Source organism: Bacillus sp. ISL-78, from assembly GCF_018613455.1.
Lineage (GTDB): Bacteria > Bacillota > Bacilli > Bacillales > DSM-1321 > Peribacillus > Peribacillus frigoritolerans.
In genome coordinates, this window is sequence record NZ_JAGGQC010000044.1 from 78,536 (window position 1) to 98,450 (window position 19,915).

Genomic DNA, 19,915 nt, shown 5'->3' on the forward strand with positions numbered 1-19,915 from the left:
TTCTCCTTTAAGATAGGATGGCAGAAATGCCTTGATAAGCAAAATAAACCCCAAAGCCGACCAATGATAATCCAGAGATGATTGAAATGGCCATTAAGCTTTTTTCATTTAAGAACCTGCGAAATCCATTCGTTAATGCCGCTACAAAAAAATCCCAGCAGGTAAGACCAAGAAAGATCATCCCGCTATAAATGAAAAGTTGGGATGTCCCATAACTTGAAGCCGTTTTAGCTAAAACAGATCCATAAATCCCCAACCAAAATAAAATGGATAATGGACTGGTCACGGACATGATGAACCCAGTCAAAAAACAGGAAATTAAAGAATCTCTATTCCTGTATTCATTTAATAATATCGTATTAACCCGTAATACACTCTCCACACCGGAATAAATAAGCACAAATCCGCCAAAAAGCCAAAGAAATATCTGGACGATCGGGATTTCTAAAAACCGTACCATTCCTACATATACTAAAATCATGAACAAGGCATCTGCGATCATCGACCCTGCCCCAACGATCCAGGCATGCCAAAACCCGTTCTTGATTCCTTTATCGATACGAGCGGAGTTCACCGGGCCGATCGGTGCTGCAAGGGTAAGTCCTAAGAAAAAGTAACTTAGCAGTAAATGTACACTCAAAAAGCATCACTCCTTCGAGCTAGTTCATGACTTGTACATTTTATGTGACAACCCTCTGCCTATAACCACATGCCAAAAAAATTTCACGATTCACAAAAAAGCCGTGGGAAAACCCGGCTTTTTGGAGATGTATTGAAGCCGATTAGGCAGCAGCTTCTTTTTTGTCTGAACTAATGAATTTCATAACAATCAATACGATGCCTATACCGATGATCCCTGAAATGATATAGGTCAAATTGATATGATTTTTCATGACAAGGGACATGACCGGAGGGCCTGCCGCAACGCCGATGAACCTTGATGACATGTAGAAGGAGGTTATCGTCCCCCGCTGTTCCTTTTCTATATTTTGAGTGATGATTGCGTCGAGTGTCGGCAATAAAGCACCAATTGCTATGCCCACCAAGCTTGTTATTATCAATAGAAGGACGACCCTGTTTTTAGTAAAACCGACAAATACAAGGCTGATTGAAAGGACAGCTAAACTGATCATGATGATCTTTTTCATGATTGGTAATTCCCCCTTGATTTTTTTCCCTGCAACATAAGAAGATACGCAAAGAAAAAATAGCGGGATCGCTATCACTAAACCTTTTTTGATACCATGCAAATCATGGATTTTTTCCAAATTATCAGACAAAAAGAAAAGAACACCGAATAAAGCCAACATGACAAAGACACCAATCAGGAAAACCGTATATAACCATTTTCCTTCCTTCTTGAATATTTTTTTCGTATCATGCCAGAAATCTTTGAATTTCTTCGGCTCATCCTTCTCTTTTGGTACCTTTATAAAGAAAAAGACCAAAACAATAGATATTAAACTGAAGAATGAAATCGAGAAGAATGGTAAAAACCAGATAAATGCAGCAAACAGGGAACCCAATATTGGACTAAGCACTTTTCCAAACGTATTCGAGGTTTCTATGATTCCCAAACAAGAACTCGTTTTTTCATCATCATCTTTGTATAAATCCCCCACCAAAGGCAAAATGATTGGTGATGCCCCAGACGCCCCAATCCCTTGCAATACCCTCCCAATGATGATCCATGTATAGGGATTTTCCATTTTCCATGACGCATAACCTGCGATCAAACCACCGATAAGGGCTAGGATCAAGCTTGGCAGGATGACCATTTTCCGTCCGAATCGATCTGATAAATAACCAGCAATGGGAATTAAAAAGATGGATGCAACGGAATAGCTTGTTATCACCATGCTTGATTGAAATGAAGATATCCCCACCTTTTCCTCGAAAATGGGCAAAACCGGGATAAGCATTGAATTTCCAAGTGTCATAACCAATGGAATCGATGCCATACTAATCAAGCACCACACGCTTACATCTTTATTTTGCTTCTCATGACCTTCCATACTTACACTCCTCATCCATTATAAAAGCAACTTATTGCATAAAAGGTAACCATCTGTGAAACCAATTTGTTTTGTCATCATATATTAGATGTCTTAAATTATTATGTTATAGTGCATAAACATTTATTCAGTTGCGCTTCTCCCAAAATTACCCCTATTCCCTTTCAAACAAAAAAACCATACCGTTTAAGAATGGTCCTTCTTTTTCTGCTTGTACAAATTTGAACGTTGATTGGAACGTAGGGCACTCGCTTTCCCGGGCAGTCCGCCCTCGGCGTCCCTTGGACTCGCTATTCCCGCAGGAGTCTCACATACCCGTTTCCAATCAACTATGTTTAAAAATTTGGATAGAACTCCTTTTGCCTACAATCTAACCATTCTAAAATGGGTTTCCTGCTTTCGTCGTTATAAAAGAATAATATTCCTTTTTTCACATTCCTCTATTATTTGGTCATTCCATACCGAAACCTGAACCTCGCCAATATGTGCCTTCTTCAGCAAAAACATGCATAATCTGGATTGACCTATTCCCCCGCCTATTGAATATGGAAGCTTTCCTTCCAATACGGCCTTATGATAATCGAGTTCCTTACGATTTTCGTTTTTGGATAATCTTAATTGTTTTAACAATGACTTTTCATCTACTCGAATGCCCATTGATGAAACCTCAAAAGCACATTCCAAGAGTGGGTTCCATAAAACGATATCTCCATTTAGATCCCAATCATCATAATCCGGTGAACGTCCATCATGCCTTTCCCCCGATTGCAACGCTCCGCCAATTTTCATAATGAAAATTGCACCATATTTCTTCGCTGCCACGTTCTCTCTTTCCTTCGGAGTAAGATCCGGGTATAAATCCTCCAACTCCTGGGTCGTAATGAAGTGAATGTCCTCAGGTAACACCGGCTTAAGCAGATGATGGAATTCAAACATATAACGTTCGGTCGATTTAATGGCACTATATATTTTTTCCACTTCGGATATTAATGTATCCACGTTACGTTGTTCTTTCGTTATGACTTTCTCCCAGTCCCATTGATCCACAAATAACGAGTGTAAATGATCCAGTTTTTCATCACGTCTTATTGCATTCATATTTGTGTAAATGCCTTCATCACAAGCCAAACCATACCTTAAAAGAGTGATTCTTTTCCACTTTGCCAAAGATTGAACCACTTCTATTTGTTTATCCTTAATATCCAGAGCATCAAAGGTAAGAATCCGCTCCACACCATTTAAATTGTCATTGATACCATTACCTTCATGTAAAACGAAAGGGGCTGATACTTTAATAAGGTTTAACGCATTTGAAAATCCTTCTTCAAAATGATCCTTCATTTCATTTATTGCAATATCAGTATGCATGATATCTAGAATTGTTTTGTATTTATTCGGCATCGATAATTCAGGCATAATTCTCCTCCAATTCCGCTTTGAATAGCGCATGCACTAAAATAGGCGTCTTTCCATTTGACTAAATTACATTATGAAGGAGATTTCTGTGTTGCTACAAAAAAACCAGGTCAGACAAGGCGGACTAAACTCAAAAAAAGGACTAAAAAGGTGGTACAAGTCCGAATGTTTGAATACATTCAAATAAGCGAAGTGTAAAACGATGAGGTGATGAATTGGGTGTTTTTTTCAGCTTTGTATTATTAGGTTTATCACTGGCGGCTCCTATCGGTCCCATAAACGCTGCTCAATTGGACAAAGGAATCAAGAAGGGTTTTTGGCATGCCTGGGTATTTGGCTGGGGTGCCATTTTAGCGGATTTTGTTTTTATAGCCCTCGTCTTTTTCGGGGTCGTCCACTTTTTGGACAACTCCTTCATGAAGACATTTTTATGGCTGTTTGGATTTTTCGTCCTGACCTATACCGGAATCGAAAGTCTGCTAAGTGCAGGCAAGATTGAAGTGAATGCACGAAAAGCGAAAGATTCCCTTTTTTCTTCATTCCTGACAGGATTCATCATGTCCCTTTCGAATCCCTTATCCATATTGTTTTGGCTGGGGATTTACGGATCCATTCTCGCGAACTCCGCGTCAAAATATGATATGGATCATTTACTTTTGTACAGCTCAGGAATCCTTATCGGCCTCTTAACCTGGGATTTCGTAATGGCCATCATCGCCAGCACCTTCAGACGCTTTTTATCCAAACCCATTCTAATGGGCATCTCGATCATTTCGGGGATATCCCTTATAGGGATCGGCATATACTTTGCCATCCAGGCAGCAAAGGTTTTATTTACATAAGAAGTTGAGCATTTACTCGGGAATTGCTTTATATAAAATTGACCGCTATTTTATTATCCTTCTTTGTCCATGTCGGACACTTATTCCTCATTGTTCATAGCCTGAAAGGGTAAACACAAAGGGAGGATTTCTTGAATGTATAATTACGGCTATCACTCTTATAATGTTCCATATTATACTGCTCCATATTAATTTGCCTTATTACGATGACAGACTGCCAGTACAAACACAGGTTCCAGGAGCCACTATTCAGAGCCATTTAAACGCAGGCAGGCAAGGTCATAGCTTCAGAGGTTTTTCGGGCAACACCCAGCACACCTTTATTTTAATGGGGATAAATAATACTACTGGAATGGTACAGATACTCGAAGGCGGCATACCAAATGAGGTACATCATACACATATAGTTGGATTACATACCTAGGATTAACCTGCCCAGTCGGTGGCGACGGTCAAGGCGGCCCGGGGGGTAACTGTTTCCAGCAGCTCATTCCTGGTGTTGGCTGGGTATGGATTTGTAGATAAAAAGAAACAGCCGATTTATTCGGCTGTCTTTTTTATTCCATACTTGTGAGTTTCGCGCTTTTACTCGTGAGTTTCGCGCTTTTACTCGTGAATTCGGCGCTTTTACTCGTGAGTTCCAAGCTGCGTTCTTGTTAGATGCTGCGTTCTTTTATTTGATGGTCCATTTTCTTGATGAACGCTTCTATTGTGACATTTTCAAATTCTTGTTCCCCGTATTTCCGGACATTCACTTCATTTTCTTTCTCTTCTTTATCTCCAAGGACCAGCATATATGGGATTTTCCCCATCTGTGCTTCCCTGACTTTATACCCCAGCTTTTCATTCCGATCATCGATTTTCACTCTTATGCCTTGTTTCTTCAGTGCTTTTTGAACCTGTAAACAATAATCCAGGTGAACTTGTGAGACGGGGATGATCTGTACTTGCACCGGGGCGAGCCATACCGGAAAAGCACCGGCAAAATGTTCTATCAGGATTCCAAAAAATCGATCGATCGATCCAAAGATGGCACGATGAATGACGACCGGACGGACTTTTTCATTATTTTCATCGATGTAAGTCAGATCAAATTTGTCGGGCATTTGAAAATCAAGTTGGATTGTTGCACATTGGTGGCTTCGTTTTAATGCATCTTTAATATGAAAATCAATTTTCGGTCCATAAAATGCCCCGTCCCCTTCATTTACTTGATATTGTATCCCAATGCTTTCCAGAACATTTTTCAAGGCAGTTTCAGAAGCTTCCCAAAGGGAATCATCGCCCATTGAATCCTCCGGGCGAGTCGAGAGCTCCACGGAATACTCGAACCCAAAAGTGCGATACACCTTATCGATCAGATGAAACACTTGTTTAATTTCACTTTCGATTTGATCCTGCCGTACATAGATGTGGGCATCATCCTGGCAAAATGTACGGACACGCAGCATCCCGTTCAATGCACCGCTATATTCATGACGGTGGACTTGACCGAATTCGGCCATCCGGATGGGTAAATCCCTGTAAGAATAAAGAGTGTTTTTGAATATAAGCATATGACCCGGACAGTTCATTGGCTTCATCGCGAATTTTGTTTGATCCACCTCAGTGAAGTACATATTCTCGTGATAATGATCCCAATGGCCCGATTGTTCCCATAACCGCTGGTTCATCATGAAAGGAGTCCGAACTTCGTCGTAATCAGCTTCAGTCTGAAGCTCCCGCGAGAACTTCTCCAATTCATTTCTAACGATTTGTCCTTTCGATAAATAAAATGGCATTCCAGGGGCTTCCTCTGAAAACATGAATAACTCCAACTGCTTCCCTAATTTACGATGATCGCGTTTGGCCGCTTCTTCCAGGAATTTAAAATGATCCTGTAAGTCCTTATTCTTTCGGAAAGCCACGCCATACACCCTTTGGAGAACTTCATTTTGATTGTCTCCCCGCCAATAGGCACCAGATACACGAGTCAATTTGAATGATTTTACAAATGATGTGGATGGAAGGTGGGGCCCTTTGCAAAGATCGATGAATTCCCCCTGTTGATAGAGCGTTAATTTTTCACCATTGGGGATGTTCTTTGCTATATCCAACTTGAATGACTCCCCTCTCCCCTCGAATAACTTCACAGCTTCTTCATAAGTCACTTCGATCCTTTTAATTTCCAGATTTTCACTTATGATATGTTCCATCTCTTTTTCAATGGCTTGCAGATCTTCTGAGCTCAAAGAGTGGTCTAACTTAAAATCATAGTAAAAACCGTCTTCCACGACTGGTCCCATCCCTAATTCCACATTTTCGTAAATTCTTTTCACAGCCTGTGCCAAAACATGAGCCGCTGTATGTCTTAATACTTGTAATCCTTCATCCGAATCGAGAGTCAAGATCGACAGTTCGCCATCCTTATTAAGCTTATGACTTAGATAAACCAATTGCTTATCCAGTTTTCCAGCTACTGCCTTTTTCCTTAAACTTGGGCTGATTGAGCCTGCCACACCTTCCACTGTGATCCCTTGCGGATACTCCTTTTGCTGCCCATCCGGGAATTGAACTTTAATCATTTTTTCACCCATCACATAAACACTCCTTTTTTAATAATAAAAAAACGCACTCATCCCTATGCAAGGGACGAGTGCGTTTACCCGTGGTTCCACCCAATTTCCCATAAGCAAAAAACGCTCATGGCTCTGGAGCTTGTAACGCAGCTTAGACGATATCAGTTACTTTTGTTCACCGATATAGCTCAAAGGCGGTAAATCAGTTTCCTAAGCCAGGAAGTTCGCAGCTTTCCTTCCCTCTCTGCAGGCCGTAAAAATGATTCATGTCCTCATCTTCGCAATATTTGTATATATAAAAAAAACGCACCCATCCCTATGTAAGGGACGAGTGCGTTTACCCGTGATTCCACCCAATTTCCCATAAGCAAAAAACGCTCATGGCTCTGGAGCTTGTAACGCAGCTTAGACGATATCAGTTACTTTTGTTCACCGATATAGCTCAAAGGCGGTAAATCAGTTTCCTAAGCCAGGAAGTTCGCAGCTTTCCTTCCCTCTCTGCAGGCCGTAAAAATGATTCATGTCCTCATCTTCGCAATATTTGTATATATAAAAAAAACACACCCATCCCTATGTAAGGGACGAGTGCGTTTACCCGTGATTCCACCCAATTTCCCATAAGCAAAAAACACTCATGGCTCTGGAGCTGTAACGCAGCTTATACGATACCAGTTACTCTTGTTCACCGATATAGCTCAAAGGCGGTAAATCAATATCCTAAGCCAGGAAGTTCGCAGCTTTCCTTCCCTCTCTGCAGGCCGTAAACATGATTCATGTCCTTATCAATGCTTCTAAAATTTTATATTGTTATATATATTACAATATATTCCCATAAGTGACAACCCCAATTTTTTCATTCCATTACTAACACCAAATTGGTATAATTAGTAAAAAAGGAGTTTCTATGAAACGTTTAAGCAATTGGTCAATCGTATTTGCAGTGATTGGACTACTTTCATTTTGCTGTTCCCTTGCTTTTTCAAAAGCCTCCGAGCTGCTTATGATTTCAGGATTCGGGGCGTTGCTAATTGGTATGTTATGCAGCTTAGGGGCCATGTATAAAAATGAAAGAGGAATGTCGAAATTTTTGGCTGTGGCTGCATTCTTTCTTTTAAGTTTCATTCTCGTTTGGTATGAACCATTTCAAATTGTCAGGCTCTTGACCTGGATGAAAAATTAAATGAAAAAACCCGTTCGCCATGACGGGTTTTTTCATTGATTCATTCTTCATCGGTTATCGTTCGGCTTGAATTCTTCATTCCAAGCCATAGCGTAAGTCCAGTGGTCCAGAGTATTAGCGCGCATCCAAAGCCGAGCAATGATAACGGTGCAAGGATTTGATGTTCCCCAACCATGACGGTGTCTGGCACAACCAGCCATGTGATAAGCGCCAATAAACAGAGAAGCACACCTGTTGCATAATAAACCTTGATTTGGAAAAGTGACGCCAATGGCAAAAAATGAATCCCTACAATAATGGCGATGACTCCCGGTATAAGATCGGTCTGATTGATCAAGTTACAGATGGCAATGGCAATCCCGATCAGCAAACCTTCGGCAATGAAGACCATATTAAACAAAAATCCGATACGCTTAAGACGTCTTGCCCCATCATCTGAAACTTGATTGGACATTTTTTGTGATGCATGAATTAATGAAATGCCAACGATAACCATGATGATTCCCACGAATATGGCTGCGAGTTCCACGTAGGGAAACCCCCACCCCTGCAATCCCATTACACCGGTACCCGCCCACAGTGTCCCGAATACCGCCATGAAAATGACTCCAATTCCAGAACCGCGAAACGCCTCTTTCATCATCAGTTTCCTTTCATCCACAGCATAATCGTACATAGAATAATATTGCACCACTTCTCCAATTATTCAGCTATAAAAAAATCATTTGAGATGAGATAATTGCCGTTTCGCAGATATAATTCGATTTTCGTAGATATATTGCGTTTTTCGGAGATATAACTGGATTTTCGCAGATATATTCTGATTTTCGCAGATATAATTCGATTTCGATACAAATCTTCATAAAAAAACCTGAGTCCCCAAAGGGGGGCTCAGGTTTTTTCCATTGGTATCAAGCCACATCTGATTTATCGAATTGACAATCTTTTAATGCTATTAATTTGGTCTTGTGATAAATCTTGTATCCTAACCAGACTGCCAGGAATATCGGTAATCCGATATAGGAGACGGCGACGCCATACCAGTCGATGCTGCCGCTTAGGAATGCTCCATAGTTCTGTCCTGCTATGACGAGCATGCACAGGGTGAATGAAAGAATCGGACCGAATGGAAACCATTTTGCTTTATATTTCAGTTCGTTTAGGTCACCACCCTGTGCAACATAGGCACGTCTAAAGCGATAATGGCTTATGGCGATTCCAATCCAGGCGATGAAGCCAGTCAGCCCGGATGCATTCAATAGCCATGTAAATACATGGTCCCCAAAAATGGAGGTCAAGAAGGCGAACCCTCCAATTAAGGACGTCATGATCAAGGCATTCATCGGGATCCCCCTGCGGTTGACTTTGGCCAGGAATTTGGGAGCTTGATGATCTTTTGCCATCGACCATAACATCCTTGTTGATGCATATAGCCCCGAGTTCCCGGCGGATAGTAAGGAGGTTAACACGACTGCATTCATGACGGATGCCGCGAATGCCAGCCCTGCCCGTTCAAAGACAAGTGTGAAAGGGCTTACAGAAATGTTTTCGACATCTCCGTTCAACAAGCTTGGACTCGTATACGGTATTAAGAGACCAAGTATCAGGATTGCCCCGATGTAAAATAGTAGGATGCGCCAAAATACTTGGCGGATTGCATTCGGAACATTTTTTTCGGGTTCTTCACTTTCCCCGGCAGCAATACCAACCAGTTCCGTGCCTTGAAAAGAAAATCCCGCGATTAGAAAGATTGAGATGATCGATAAAAATCCTCCCTTGAACGGTGCCTCATCCATGGTGAAGTTTTCAAATCCGATCACCTTTCCGCCAAAAATCCCCAATATGGTCAATAAACCAATGACGATGAAGCAAATGATGGCAATGACTTTTATTAGGGCAAACCAATATTCAGATTCACCATAGCTTTTAATGGATAGGGCGTTGAGGGTGAAGACGATTCCAAGAAATAAGGCACTCCATATCAGGCTGGGTACATCAGGGAGCCAGAATTTCATGATGATGGCTGCTGCAGCTATTTCCACGGCAAGCGTGACTGCCCAGTTAAACCAATAATTCCAGCCAAGTGCAAAGCCGAATGCAGGATCAACAAAGCGTGTGGCATAGGTGGAAAAGGATCCCGACACAGGCATATATGTCGCCATTTCCCCTAAGCTTGTCATCAGGAAATAAACCATGATCCCAATACAGGCATAGGCAGCGAGGGCACCGCCGGGCCCTGCGCTCTGGATGGTTGCCCCGCTTGCCAGGAATAATCCGGTTCCTATTGAACCGCCAATGGCAATCATGGTCATATGTCTTGCTTTCAGTTGCCTTTTAACTGTCGGTTCTTGATTATCAATGGGATTCCTTTTAACTGTCGGTTCTTCATTATCAATGAGATTCATGTCCATAAGGTTCCTACCTCATTTTCTTTTAAAGTTAAAAGTTCAAGAATAAAAGAGTTTTTTAACAACCGCTTTGTGAAAGACTTAATCGTTCGCTTCACTTGCTGGGATGCCATCCAGTTTAATTGCCATTTCCTAGTATCGTCTCCCTGGTCCCGGATCGGGTGACCCCATCCTGCCCAGTCTCCATTCCACACCATTGAATTAGAGTAAGCGCAATGATTTCGGCTGTGGAGAACACGTTATCGAGCAGGATGTATTCATTTGGATAGTGGGCAACCTCAGTTACTCCTGGTCCGAAAACGATTGCTGGCGTTTCCCCGACATGTGTCAGCAACCCCCCGTCCGTTCCCCAAGGGGAGGCTTCAATGACCGGGTCCTGTCCGGCAACTTGCCGATATTGATGAACTAGTGCATTCATCAGTTCATGCTCTACATCAATTGATCCTGGAACCCAGCGTGCACCGAACCATTCCAATACGGGCGGGTTTTCTTTGAACCATTGGTCGGCTTCCTCGAGTTGCAATAACCAGGCAGCCATTTCCTCTTTCGCCTGCTCCATCGTTTCCTCAGGCGCAACGCCCATCCTTCCTTCGACTTTCACAAGGTCGGGAACGGATGACGGCCAATTACCGCCTTCAATGACACCAAGATTGATTGGAATCGGAATGGGTGTATTCTGATAAAGCGGATCACTGATACGTGCATTTCGCTTTTCTTCCAAGGCACGAATATGATTGATGACAGTCATGCTTTTTTCAATCGCACTAACGCCTTCATACCTTGTTCCGCCATGGGCTGACCGGCCTTTAACATGGATTCGGAACCACATCGAACCCTGCTGTTTTGGGAAGATCCTCATATTCGTCGGTTCAGGGATCAGGGCGGCATCGGCTTTATATCCTCTCAGGACAGCCGCTAATGTTCCGGCACCGCCGCTTTCTTCTTCAATTACACTTTGAAAAATGACATCTCCTTTTAATTGGATGCCATTTTCCTTCAATGCCTGCATCGCCAGGATCAGCGATACATTTCCACCCTTCATATCGGTTACGCCGCGTCCAAACATTCTTCCATTCTTAATCGCGCCGCTATATGGGTCGTCGTCCCACTGATCTCGGTCTCCGTCCGGAACCACATCGATGTGTCCGTTCAAGATGATTGAACGTCCGCCTCCAGTCCCTTTCATGATACCCACCACATTGGGGCTGTTGGAGAATTCACTGCGCGGAGAATAGAAATAAGAATGCTTTTTCAGCTCGCTGCCGTCAGGTTCCCAGCTATCGATCTGCAAACCCATTTCCTGCAGCTTTTGGGCGACGATGGCCTGTGCCCCGGCTTCATTTCCTTGTGTACTCGGGGCTTGTACCATTTTTTGCAATAGATTCGTTCCTTCTTCCCGATGATCCTTGATCCATTGGTTTATCCGTTTTTGTATATCCGGCACGTTTATCCTCCTTAATTACACATATTCTGTTCCTTTTTCGGCTTATTCAATGGTGTTGACGGCAGCATGGATTTTCAATGATGCCTCTGTATTCCTTAGCACATCATCCACGGTATATGGCGCCATCACTTCCTTAAGCACCAATCCCTCTTCTGTTACTTCCATGACAGCCATATCCGTAATGATTAAATCCACACTCTTTCTTGCCGTCAATGGAAGCGTACATGTCTTCAGGATCTTAGATTCACCCTGCTTATTCACGTGATTCATCAGGACGATCACCTTCTTGGCTTTCTGGGCAAGCTCCATTGCCCCGCCCATACCCGGCACCCGTTTTCCTGGGACGATCCAATTCGCCAAATCCCCTTTTTCACTGACTTCCAGGGCTCCAAGGATGGTGATGTCGATGTATCCTTTCCTGATCATCCCAAATGCCGTTGCACTGTCAAAGTAAGAAGCTCCCATTACAGTGGTGATCGGGAAACCTCCCGCATTACAGAGGGCAGGATCTTCTTTTCCGGGTTCAGGACTTGGCCCCGTACCGAGAACTCCATTTTCCGCATGGAACAGCACATGGATATCTTGAGGAATATGATCCGCCACCAAGGTAGGGATGCCAATGCCTAAATTGACGATCAATCCGTCATGGATTTCCTTGGCGGCGCGTTTCGCGATGCGATTTCGTACATCTACTGCCATGCCCATTTCCAATTCACCCCTTTTGTCGGAATCACCATATCTACATAAATGCCTGGTGTGGCAATACATTCCGGATCCAATTCGCCTGCAGGAACGATTTCCTCCACTTCCGCAATCGTGAAGGCCCCTGCCATCGCTACCAGCGGATTGAAATTGCATGCCGTCTTGTCGTACACTAAATTCCCAAGTGAATCGGCTTTTTTGGCATGGACGATGCTGACTTCAGCCGTCAGAGCGGTTTCCACCAAATATTCTTTTCCTTCTATCACAATCTTGTCCTTGCCTTCTTCGGCTATCGTACCAATCCCGACATCGACAAAAACCCCGCCTAAGCCTACACCGCCGGCACGAATTCGTTCGGCTAATGTCCCCTGCGGTGAAAATTCGACTTGCAGCTTTCCTTCAGTCATGAGCTTGCCGGCATTAGGATTGGATCCAATATGCGAAGCGATCACTTTCTTTGCCCTTTCAGCGGTCACAAGCCGGCCAATGCCGATATCAGGGAATCCAGTATCATTGCCAATCAAGGTCAATTCCTTAACGCCCTTGTCAAGGATACCCTGTACAAGCGTCGGAGGAGTCCCCACTCCGCCAAATCCGCCATACATGAGTGTGCATCCATCGGAAATATGCTCCAGCGCTTCTTCCATGGTCACAATTTTGTTTTTCTTCGTAATGACCTGCTTCATACCGTTCCTCCTAAATAGCCTGCATGTCTTCAATCAAACCTTCCGCGTGCAATTCTTGCCGCAACTCATTGAGGGAAGCTTCCAGTATCATGACAAGGCGATCGATTTCTTCATTCGTAATGATTAATGGCGGAGATATGATAACCGCATCACCAGCGATTCCTTCAATCGCACCTGAAGCAGGATAGATTATCAACCCCTTCGCAAAAGCCTTATTGACAAGCCTTGGAGTCAGGCCGATTTGCAAGTCGAATGGCTTTTTTGACACCCGATCTGAGACAAACTCAAGACCAAGGAGAAGCCCTTTCCCTCTAACATCACCGATGATGTCGAATTCTTTAGCCAACCCTTGCAGCTTCTGAAACAGATATTGACCTTTCTCTTCCGCTGCCCGAACCAGGTCATTGCGCTCAATGTAGGAAAGCACTTCCAATGAAATGGCTGCCGATAGGGGGTTTGCACTATATGTGTGTCCAGCCATGATTGATTTCGAGCCTTTTAAAATGGGCTCCATGACACGGTCAGTAATCATCGTGGCTGCGATTGGAGTATACCCGGCGCTCATTCCTTTACCCAATGCGATGATATCCGGGGTGACTCCCCAGTGTTCCATTGCGAACATTTTTCCTGTCCGGCCGATTCCCGTCATTACCTCATCGGCGATAAAAAGAATGTCATAGGTTTCGCAGATTTCCTTAATCCTTTGATAGTAGCCATCCGGCGGTGTTACAGCACCAGCGGATGCCCCGATTATCGGTTCTGCGATGAAGGCTGCGATATTCTCGGAGCCGACCCTTTGAATGGCTGTCTCCAGTTCATCTGCACACTTAAGCTTGCATCCTGAAGTTTCATTATTATGAGGACAGCGATAGCAGTAAGGAGCAGATATGCTAGGGAAATCCTCCAATAGCGGCACAAAACGTTTTCTTCTTGGTACATGGCCTGACATCGATAAAGCGCCCATCGTGATCCCGTGATAACTCGTCCACCTTGAGATTATGCGATTTTTTCGTTCAAACCCTTTTTCTTGCCAATGTTGAATCGCAATCTTCATTGCCGTTTCGGTCGCTTCCGATCCACTGTTCACAAAAAATGACCAATTCAAATCCCCTGGAGCCAGCTCACTTAGCTTTTTGGCCAATGCCTCTGCGGCCCCGCTCGTAAAATGAGACCTATATGCAAAAGAAACCTTGCGGGCCTGCTCCGTCATGGCCTCGACAATATCCAATACACCATGTCCGGTACTTGCCGTGACCGCTCCTGATGAGCCGTCTATATACTGCTTTCCATCTGTATCATAAAGATAAATTCCATTCCCATGAGAGATAGTGGGATAGTCATGATCTAAAGTAGGCTTAATCAAATGATTTCGTTCCATTTCATCTCTCCTTTTTCACGTTCGTTCACAATATCTATTAATCTATTACGTTCTTACAAGACTGAAAGGCTCATCCTGAATCAGGATGGATTCCGTAGGGCAGCCTTCCATGGCATCTTGCATGTCATCATGCAGGATTTCAGGAACTTCGGCAATCCCCTGATTATCGTCAAGGATCACGAAAGCGATCCCTTGATCGTCATAGTCATAAATGTCAGGACCTGTTGAACCACACGCCCCGCAAGCAATGCAGGTTTCTTTATCAACCCATGTGTATTTAGCCATAGAAAAATCCTCCTACTTGAGGGATAAATCTTTACCCCAAATATTCATGTCCTCATACTTATCCCAAATATTGCAATTCTTCGTCATTCTGCCGCCATATTCATATCCCAGCTGATGAAAGACCGCGTTCATGCCCATTGACAATGAACGGGCCAATGAATAAGAGCAATAAATGTTTTTCCTGAACAATTCTTGTTCCAATGCGGAGATGAGCACCTTCATGAAACCATGCTTTCGATGCTGGGGAATTGTTGCACAGTCCGTTATTTCAGCATTATGATACATTTCATTCACTTCAGCGGATGCAGCACTCACGATGGCTCCTTCATATTCGATAACACTAAAGATCGTCCCTTCCTCCATCACTTTCTTGATATATCGCTCATCATTCATCGGTGTAGGATAGGTTTCAAAAATGGCACCATATAGCTTCGCCAGCTCCTGTGCATCTTTCTCCGTAGCAGACCGGAGGATATAACCTTCAGGTATTTGCTGGGATTCAATCGGTCTTGAAACCTTGGTTACATCTTGGATGACCATATCTTCCTTGACCCAAAAGTCGCTAGTCCGCCTTTCATCCGTTAAATAGAAGGCCATGCAATAGGCATCATTCCCTTTGAAATACTTGCTCAATATTCCTTCCAGCATGAATCCTTGACCCAACGCCGCTGATACATCTTCATTCCTTGCTTTAAGTATCACTTTTGTAAAGCCCTGCTCCTTTGCGATGGCAAGGGCCCGATCGATCGCTTTTTTGATATTTCCCCGATAATCATCCATGCGCAAGCGCTGATTGGCATGATCATGATAGAGCTCCATCGTATAACAATCCCCGGTCTCCATTTGGGTGAAAAAAGGCAGCTTTTGAACAGGCATCATGTATCCCCCTTATTTAAAGAATTCGGGAGAAGAGATGCCTAACATCCGCTTCTCCCGGCATTCTATTTCCAATTGAATAATTTTTTGACAGGTGCCTGAAGAAGCTGTTCATACGTAAACTCGTCAGGATATTCACTCACATCATATATGGATAAGGCTTCATCCACCTTTTGATTCATTGAATCAGACACATAGATTCCACATTCAGGACAGTTTATGGCCGGAACTTGAAGGACTTTTATTGAGCGTTTCCCGTCAGGCATGATCCAGTAACAATCCTTCTTTTCGCTTTCTTCTACGTTTGGGGCATTGCACCATAAGCAGTCCATCTTCATTCCTCCTTGCCAGCAGATTTCACCGCGCCGCTAGCGGCCAACTTTTTTTCTTGGGCCAACCTTAATTTTTCCTTCATTTCATCCCGTTTGTCACGGCGATCCTTCAAGGAAGCATGTTCATCAGTGCTTTCATACGCTTTTCTCTTGTCAAGACGACGAAGGCCCTCTGGCACCAAGTTGAATTTCTCATCCGTCATGAGCGCGGAAATCCCGACGGCTTCTTTCCTATCCGCAGTACCATACACTTCATCGAAGTAAGCATCCGCACTGCCGGCCACATAGTTCTTCGGCTCCGGATAGCTTGTGATCACTCCTTCAAAGTTCCGTAAAACGACTTTATCCGGACTTTGCGAAAGGAGGTAATTCGGAGTCAAGGCAATCTTTCCGCCTCCGCCAGGAGCATCCACCACAAAGGTTGGCACTGCATATCCTGATGTATGGCCGCGCAGTGCTTCAATGATTTCCAGTCCTTTTGAAACCGGCGCCCGGAAATGGCCAATCCCTTCAGATAGATCACATTGATAAATGTAATAAGGTCTTACCCTTGCTTTAACACAGTCATGCATAAGCTTTTTCATGATATGGACACTATCGTTAATACCAGCGAGGATGACTGCCTGATTACCAAGCGGCACTCCTGCCATCGAGAGCATATCACATGCTTTTTTCGCTTCATCCGTCAGTTCAAGCGAATGATTGAAATGCGTATTCAACCAAACCGGATGGTACTTTTTCAGAATATTACATAAATTTTCCGTAATCCTCTGTGGGAAAACGACCGGTGCACGTGTGCCGATCCGGATGATTTCCACATGCGGGATGGCGCGTAGGTTACTCAATACGTATTCAAGGATCTTATCATTGATCAACAGTCCGTCACCGCCAGAGATCAGGACGTCCCTAACTTCCGGAGTGTTCCGGATATATTCAATCGCCCCATCAAGCTGCTTCTTGGGAACACCCATGCCTACCTGACCTGAAAAACGGCGTCGCGTACAATATCTGCAGTACATGGAGCATTGGTTCGTTACAAGGAATAGAACGCGATCCGGATAACGATGCGTCAATCCTGGAACTGGGGAATCCTCATCCTCATGCAGCGGATCCTCCAAATCATATCTAGTCTTGTTCATTTCTGCCGAAAGCGGTACAGACTGTAAACGAATCGGACAGCGAGGGTCATCGGGATTCATCAAAGAAGCATAATAAGGCGTAATGTTCAACGGAATCGTTTGAGTAGAAATCCGGACTCCTTCCTCTTCTTCCGGTGTCAGGTTGACGACCTTTTTCAGATCATCCAGTGATTTAATCGTATTGGTCAATTGCCAGATCCAATCATTCCACTGCTCTTCCGTTACATCCTTCCACAATTCGATATCATTATAATGCCTGCGTCCACCTAGGTATTCTTTATGTTTTACATCCATTCCCATCAAATTCATTAATAATGCCCCCTTATTATAAGAACTTATCTATATACTCTCGCAAGAATGATGCCAACATTGATAACACGGTAATCATAAGCAAATGGGGGTAAACCGAGCATAAAATCGCAAGATATTTTTCATTATGCATGATTTTTTGCAGCCAAATTCTTTGCGCCAAGCAATAAAAAAGAAGGCTCTCTTTCAAAGGAACCCTCGAGTTTGTAAACAGGGAGTTCTATCCAAATTTTTAAACATAGTTGATTGGAGCGGGTCTGCGAGTCCAAAGGAGACCCCACAGGCGAAAGTGCGTCGAGGGCGGACGGCACACAGAAAGCGAGTGCCCCACGTTCCAACCAACGTCCAAATTTGTACAAGCAAAAAAAATGTAGACAAACTCGATTTTCATCGAGCTTGTCTACATTCTGAAAGTCCCTTTAGATTACATCATGATATGACAGTGACAGCGTTTCCAAAAAAACGAACTCACTTGGACTCCTTCGACCCTGCCGTATAAACTTTTTCAATGCCGTACTTGTTTAACTTATATTGCAGTCCCTGCCTTTTAATATTGAGGGCTTCTGCCGTTTTGCTGATATTCCCGTTATATTTCTCGAACATATTGATGATCATTTCCCTTTCCATTTCTTCAAGAACGACAGGTAAATCAATCCTGTTCTTCAATGGGGAAGGCTGGCTTTGCGCATTTGCTGCAGCATAATTTCCTGAAGGGAAAAGATAAGCAGGAAGATGATGTTCATCAATCATATCTTCCCCAGCGTCCATGACGTTAAAGGTTAACTCGATGGCATGTCCCAGTTCACGAATGTTCCCGGGCCATGGATATTGAAGAAGCCGCTGCATCGCCTTTTGACTGATCCCGCGCACTTCCGTAAAAAATGATTTGTTGAATTTTTGAATAAAGTGATTGACGATTTCCGGAATATCCGTTTTACGCTCGGAAAGTGAAGGCATCTGGATCGTTACGACATTGAGGCGAAAAAACAAATCCGAACGAATAATTCCCCGCTCCAACGCCTCTTCCGGAGAAATGTTCATCGCAGCAATGATCTTCACATTAATCTTTTGCTCCTTCGAACCTCCAACACGGCGCACTTCACCTTCCTGAAGCACCCGCAGCAATTTTGCCTGCAGACCGAGGTCGAGGCTATTCAGCTCATCAAGGAAAAGAGTACCGCCATTTGCCTGCTCAAAAATGCCCATGCGATCCATCGCTCCGGTAAAAGCCCCTTTCGTCGTGCCGAACAGCAGCCCCTCCATCAATTCCTTTGGAACGGCCGCACAGTTTTGCGCGATGAAAGGCTGATTTCGCTGAGCACTTACATTATGTATACTTTGCGCGACCAGTTCCTTACCTGTCCCTGTCGGTCCATAAATCATGACCGGGGAATGTGTACGGGCCGCTTTTTTAGCCAAAGAAATCGCTTGCTTAAAAGCAGGACTATTGCCGATCAAATCACTAAAATGATAGGTCGCCGTCCCTTCAGAAAACTTATTTTTCCTATGCGTCTCGGCCAGCTGGGAACGCAAATCGACAATTTGGTCATACATATTCATGACCTTCGTAATGTCCTTTGCGATTTCCACTGCCCCAATAATTTCACCATCCTCATACAAAGGATACGTACTATTGATCGACGTTATTTTTTTCTCCTTTAAATTGACATATGTTTGAATCGACTCAATCGTTTCATTGCCTTTTTCCAAGGCCACATGCAGCGTACTGGATTCATCTGTCAATGAAGGATAAAGCTGAAAAATATTCTCCCCCAGCACCTGCTCCCGATCCAGCCCGTCGATATGCGCCATCATTTCATTGTAAAAAACCGTATCCCCATCTTTATTCACAATATGGACACCCACATTGATCACATTCAATATCCATTCAAATTGAGTGGAAAACTGATTTACTGAAGATTTCATTTCTTCATCTCCGTTCTCTGTCATTTGATAGAATCACCTGTAAATTATAGCATTTAATGGGAAACATTCATCTCTTTATTCTTATTAAAATCAAACTTCAGCACAAAGGCAATAGAATAATAAGGTCAAATAAAGGAATCTCGCATGAAGCCAAGAAGATTATAAGAGAAAATATAATCTTTAGGGGTGAGTCGGATTTCGGAAACTAGATTAGAAATTAAACCGTGGCAAGCTAAAGACCTTCCATTACTATTTCAACTAAATGCCCCAGAAATGATGGAACATCTTGGCGGACCAGAAAGTGATGAACAAATCCTAACGCGTCATCAACGGTATCTACAGATTGGAGATAAGGGATGCATGTTTAGCATCACCCCGTTTCCAGAAGCAAAGGCAGCCGGTTCCGTTGGCTACTGGCA

General features: G+C 43.5%; 17 protein-coding genes and 3 other annotated features. Of the genes, 2 read left to right on the plus strand and 15 right to left on the minus strand.

The features are described from left to right. Nucleotides 1–7 precede the first annotated feature (7 nt). From J7I96_RS26215 to asnA, 3 genes are all read right to left on the minus strand, one after another. The gene (locus tag J7I96_RS26215) at nt 8–640 is read right to left on the minus strand and encodes a LysE family transporter (protein ID WP_134783484.1); all 633 of its coding nucleotides are present in this window, start codon (nt 638–640) and stop codon (nt 8–10) included. Nucleotides 641–782: 142 nt separating this feature from the next. Beyond that, nucleotides 783–2,015 (minus strand): MFS transporter, encoded by a 1,233-nt coding sequence (locus J7I96_RS26220; protein WP_251029253.1) that lies wholly within the window; start codon nt 2,013–2,015, stop codon nt 783–785. Nucleotides 2,016–2,420: 405 nt separating this feature from the next. Beyond that, nucleotides 2,421–3,416 carry an aspartate--ammonia ligase gene (gene asnA, locus J7I96_RS26225; RefSeq protein WP_251025203.1) on the minus strand — a complete coding sequence of 332 codons (996 nt, stop codon included), beginning with the start codon at nt 3,414–3,416 and terminating at the stop codon, nt 2,421–2,423. Between the two features lie 230 nt (nt 3,417–3,646). On the opposite strand from asnA, the gene J7I96_RS26230 reads away from it, so the two are divergent. Beyond that, nucleotides 3,647–4,273 carry a LysE family transporter gene (locus J7I96_RS26230; protein WP_214770525.1) on the plus strand — a complete coding sequence of 209 codons (627 nt, stop codon included), beginning with the start codon at nt 3,647–3,649 and terminating at the stop codon, nt 4,271–4,273. A gap of 656 nt (nt 4,274–4,929) precedes the next feature. Here J7I96_RS26230 and thrS read toward each other — a convergent pair. After that, nucleotides 4,930–6,837 carry a threonine--tRNA ligase gene (gene thrS / locus J7I96_RS26235; RefSeq protein ID WP_396020153.1) on the minus strand — a complete coding sequence of 636 codons (1,908 nt, stop codon included), beginning with the start codon at nt 6,835–6,837 and terminating at the stop codon, nt 4,930–4,932. A gap of 60 nt (nt 6,838–6,897) precedes the next feature. Continuing rightward, nucleotides 6,898–7,119, minus strand: a binding site (T-box leader). 32 nt (nt 7,120–7,151) lie between these two features. Continuing rightward, nucleotides 7,152–7,373: a binding site (T-box leader), on the minus strand. Nucleotides 7,374–7,405: 32 nt separating this feature from the next. Then, nucleotides 7,406–7,626, minus strand: a binding site (T-box leader). 109 nt (nt 7,627–7,735) lie between these two features. On the opposite strand from thrS, the gene J7I96_RS26240 reads away from it, so the two are divergent. Beyond that, nucleotides 7,736–8,011: a hypothetical protein gene (locus J7I96_RS26240; protein ID WP_214770518.1), complete on the plus strand. Its 276-nt coding sequence runs from the start codon at nt 7,736–7,738 to the stop codon at nt 8,009–8,011. Between the two features lie 40 nt (nt 8,012–8,051). Here the strand turns inward: J7I96_RS26240 and J7I96_RS26245 are convergent, their stop codons facing one another. The 11 genes from J7I96_RS26245 to J7I96_RS26295 form a co-directional block, all read right to left on the minus strand. Next, a complete protein-coding gene (locus tag J7I96_RS26245) occupies nt 8,052–8,702 on the minus strand; it encodes a DUF7010 family protein (protein WP_311315238.1) in 651 nt (216 codons plus the stop codon). Nucleotides 8,703–8,922: 220 nt separating this feature from the next. Next, a complete protein-coding gene (locus J7I96_RS26250; protein WP_396020151.1) occupies nt 8,923–10,422 on the minus strand; it encodes an amino acid permease in 1,500 nt (499 codons plus the stop codon). Between the two features lie 115 nt (nt 10,423–10,537). Then, the gene (locus J7I96_RS26255) at nt 10,538–11,863 is read right to left on the minus strand and encodes a peptidase (RefSeq protein ID WP_214924799.1); all 1,326 of its coding nucleotides are present in this window, start codon (nt 11,861–11,863) and stop codon (nt 10,538–10,540) included. Nucleotides 11,864–11,905: 42 nt separating this feature from the next. Then, nucleotides 11,906–12,568 carry a 3-oxoacid CoA-transferase subunit B gene (locus J7I96_RS26260; RefSeq protein WP_214770513.1) on the minus strand — a complete coding sequence of 221 codons (663 nt, stop codon included), beginning with the start codon at nt 12,566–12,568 and terminating at the stop codon, nt 11,906–11,908. Beyond that, nucleotides 12,553–13,251, minus strand: coding sequence for a CoA transferase subunit A (locus tag J7I96_RS26265; RefSeq protein ID WP_214770510.1), 699 nt, complete (start codon nt 13,249–13,251; stop codon nt 12,553–12,555). Before J7I96_RS26265 ends, J7I96_RS26260 begins: the two co-directional genes overlap by 16 nt. 10 nt (nt 13,252–13,261) lie before the next feature. Continuing rightward, nucleotides 13,262–14,629, minus strand: coding sequence for an aspartate aminotransferase family protein (locus J7I96_RS26270; RefSeq protein WP_214924801.1), 1,368 nt, complete (start codon nt 14,627–14,629; stop codon nt 13,262–13,264). 45 nt (nt 14,630–14,674) lie between these two features. Beyond that, nucleotides 14,675–14,914, minus strand: a complete 240-nt coding sequence (locus J7I96_RS26275; RefSeq protein ID WP_214770505.1) for a ferredoxin — start codon at nt 14,912–14,914, stop codon at nt 14,675–14,677. Nucleotides 14,915–14,926: 12 nt separating this feature from the next. Then, a complete protein-coding gene (ablB, locus tag J7I96_RS26280) occupies nt 14,927–15,790 on the minus strand; it encodes a putative beta-lysine N-acetyltransferase (protein WP_214924810.1) in 864 nt (287 codons plus the stop codon). Nucleotides 15,791–15,855: 65 nt separating this feature from the next. Further along, complete coding sequence (locus J7I96_RS26285) at nt 15,856–16,122, minus strand: YokU family protein (RefSeq protein WP_214770499.1); 267 nt, start codon at nt 16,120–16,122, stop codon at nt 15,856–15,858. Between the two features lie 2 nt (nt 16,123–16,124). After that, nucleotides 16,125–17,555 carry a lysine 2,3-aminomutase gene (gene kamA / locus J7I96_RS26290; RefSeq protein WP_214771277.1) on the minus strand — a complete coding sequence of 477 codons (1,431 nt, stop codon included), beginning with the start codon at nt 17,553–17,555 and terminating at the stop codon, nt 16,125–16,127. A 483-nt stretch (nt 17,556–18,038) separates the two neighbouring features. After that, nucleotides 18,039–19,520 carry a sigma-54 interaction domain-containing protein gene (locus J7I96_RS26295; RefSeq protein ID WP_251025182.1) on the minus strand — a complete coding sequence of 494 codons (1,482 nt, stop codon included), beginning with the start codon at nt 19,518–19,520 and terminating at the stop codon, nt 18,039–18,041. Nucleotides 19,521–19,915 lie beyond the last annotated feature (395 nt).